The following is a 2,087-nucleotide window of genomic DNA, read 5'->3' on the forward strand; positions in this document are numbered from 1 at the left end:
AGGTTGCGCTCGGTCAGCAGTGCGTCGAGCACAACGAGAAGGTTCAGATCAAGGCCTTTGAAACGCATGCCTCATCTGTCCGTAACGTGGTTGCTTGTCATCGCGACCATTGTGGGTGGCTAATTCATTGCAGATTGAGATTTGAGCAGACTTGGGCGTGGCGGCGCTCCGACGAGGATCTGCGACACATATCCAAGGTCGCGCGCAATCTTGCGAATTGCCATCGCCGTGACGACAATCGCCACTCCAACCACACTTGCGAACGCGATTCTGGTCGTGAGATTCCAGAGTTCTCCAAACTGTATCACATCCATGAGGCGAAACACGGCACCTTGGACCAGGTAAAGCAGCAGCGTGCTCTGACCAAGCTCCACCGCGACAAACTGAGCTACTCTAGTTGAATAGACAATTCTCCAGCACCGGAACATAAGCTGCATCGCTACTGCAGAAGCTGCTGCCGAGCCAGTGAACATCAGAAATGCTTGTTCAGCCGACTGTTTATCATGAATTAATACGAGATTGTTGTAAGCGTAAGTCTCCTTTCCCCACAAAATAAAGCATATCAAAGCTGTTATTGACAGCAAAACTACAAAAATTGATTTGTCTGCCCAAATGATAATTTTCTGCCATCCAATCGGCTGCGCAAGCAAGAACCCGAGACAATAAAATGGGTAAGTGTATCTTAATGACGGGGCTATTGATAATGTGATGGGCGCGCATGCGACTGCAATTGCAGATGCGCTTATAATCCACATCGATACGCGATTGGAAATCGTAAACAGTCTAATTAGAATGAAAGAGATAAACGCCGCCCATATGAACCAGTATGTTCCAATGAGTTCCTTCGAAAAGTCCAGCAATCCATCAGTTAAGCTTGTCGCAGGAGGGATCATGGCGGACTTTAGTGTCCAAATTAACGCACACCAAAAAAGCATTGGTAGTAGTAACTGCGTTGCTCGATTGCCGACCCCTTGAATGAACGGTTTTCGCAAAATTGCCCCAGAAGAAACATATCCACTTATCGCCATAAAGAGAGGCATATGAAACATGTAGATCGACTTATAATACGGAGACGTCCAGAAATCGTCAGTACCTCGATAAATTAAATATTGTACTAAGTGCCCAATTATCACTAAAGTAATTAGTATACCTTTGGCGAAATCAAGGCTTAGGTCTCGGTCGTGCGTCTCTGCTGGGCGCGAGCCGCGTCCCTTCGCTCCGACTGTTATTTGATCAAGCATCAGACTCCAGCCCATCTGTTGCGGTTGCTACGGCCGTTTCTGGGCACGGCGAGCACGCCAGTTTCGGTGAAAAGATCGAAGTTTACGCGGATCGGGGCGTGGTATCGAGGGCCGACTGGCTGCAACCGAGCGGACGAAATCCCAGTGCCTGATCGCAAACCTGGAGCGCAGTGGCGGTCGCGATCATGTGTGGCGAGGCGATGGCCCGGCACTATGGTCGCCAGGACGTCTCTGCAGAACCTCTCAAGATGATTCCGCAGCGCGTGCCGAATCGTGCCAAAGGCGAATGGAATGCCAAGCTGCTGCTGCACCGGACGGATGACGTGGATAGAATGGCTCATTCCGAGTCTCTCAAGATCCGGATGCACCCTGTACAATCCGAGTTCGCCTACCAAGAAATCAACCTCGCCAACCGTGATGAACGGCGCAGCAGGTCCAAGTAAGCCGCTACGCCGTGCACATAGAGCCGATTGCGCGAACCTCCGGCCTTGCGCCGGCCCAGCTACGACCGCATGAAGGCCCCTGTCGGCCCAGAGGCCTTTCGGAAGAAAGCGGAGAGCTCGACATGATCGGCTACTTGCAAGTCATTTCCCAGCACACGCTACAGAAGCCGTGGCGTGATCGGGTGCATGTCAGGTGCGGTCATCTATGCAGCGCCCTGGAAGTTTGGTAAAATCGATTGTTTAGATCGTGAGCATTCACGCTATGGATAAGTGGAAGCGATGCGCTTCAAAGGCCTTGATCTGAACCTTCTCGTCGTGCTCGACGCACTGCTGACCCAGCGCAACCTGTCGGCGGCGGCAAGCAGCATCAACCTAAGTCAGCCGGCCATGAGCGCGGCCGTCG

At 51.9% G+C, this 2,087-nt stretch carries 2 protein-coding genes and 1 pseudogene; 1 reads left to right on the forward strand and 2 read right to left on the reverse strand.

Annotated features, from left to right (window positions below):
• Nucleotides 1–119: 119 nt before the first annotated feature.
• Nucleotides 120–1,241 carry a nodulation factor fucose acetyltransferase NolL gene (gene nolL, locus AC0L15_RS33105; RefSeq protein WP_473498393.1) on the reverse strand — a complete coding sequence of 374 codons (1,122 nt, stop codon included), beginning with the start codon at nt 1,239–1,241 and terminating at the stop codon, nt 120–122.
• A 194-nt stretch (nt 1,242–1,435) separates the two neighbouring features.
• Nucleotides 1,436–1,839 (reverse strand): annotated as a pseudogene (locus tag AC0L15_RS33110) (NodA family N-acyltransferase); the annotation flags it as partial.
• 124 nt (nt 1,840–1,963) lie between these two features.
• Between AC0L15_RS33110 and AC0L15_RS33115 the strand changes: the two are divergent.
• Nucleotides 1,964–2,087, forward strand: a 124-nt coding sequence (locus AC0L15_RS33115; protein ID WP_473498394.1) for a LysR family transcriptional regulator, incomplete at its 3' end; no start/stop codon positions are given.

The organism is Mesorhizobium sp. WSM4846 (assembly GCF_055811415.1).